The 902-nt window shown below is 49.0% G+C and carries 1 pseudogene; it reads left to right on the plus strand.

The window, feature by feature from the left end:
- Nucleotides 1-902: pseudogene (gene sucA, locus ACTHSP_RS20915) on the plus strand (2-oxoglutarate dehydrogenase E1 component); the annotation flags it as partial.

Below are 902 nucleotides of genomic sequence, written 5' to 3' on the forward strand. Positions count from 1 at the left end.
GTCGATGTTGCCCATACACCGATTCGTGAATCATTTGCCACTTTGGCTAAAAAGAAAATTGCCGCAGCCGTCGCAGGCGGTGTGGATGAGGCAATGATGAAAAAGCAAGTCAGCGTTTTGCGACTGATTTCTGCCTATCGTATCCAAGGCGTGGGTGCAGCCCAACTTGATCCGCTCAAACGTATTCCTCCTCAAAATATCGAAGCTCTCGATCCTAAATTCCACGGTCTGTCAGATGCCGATATGGCGCTTCAGTTCAATATGGGCGAGGGCGATTTTTCCGGTCAGAGCAAACTGCCTCTTTCCCAAATCATCAGCAACCTCAAACAAACCTACTGCGGCCATATCGCGGTAGAGTACATCTACATCCCAAATACCGAAGAGCGTCGCTGGGTTCGCAATTATTTTGAAAGTGTACTGTCTACGCCAAGCTACAACGTTGAACAAAAACGCCGTATCTTGAAAGAAATGACTGCTGCCGAAACTCTGGAACGCTACCTGCATACCAAATATGTCGGCCAAAAACGCTTTGGTGTAGAAGGCGGCGAAAGTGCGATTGCCGGTTTGAACTACCTGATTCAAAATGCCGGTAAAGACGGCGTGGAAGAAGTCATCATCGGTATGGCACACCGTGGCCGTCTGAATGTTTTAGTGAATATTTTGGGCAAAAAACCCAGCGATTTGTTCGCTGAGTTTGAAGGCCGTGCCGAAATCAAATTGCCTAGTGGCGACGTGAAATACCACATGGGCTTCAGCTCCGACATTGCTACGCCACATGGCCCGATGCACGTTTCTTTGGCATTCAACCCGTCACACTTGGAAATCGTTAACCCAGTAGTGGAAGGTTCTGCGCGCGCCAAACAAAAACGTTTGGGCGAAAACGGCCGCGATAAAGTCTTGCC

This window comes from Neisseria sp. P0001.S005, from assembly GCF_051963715.1.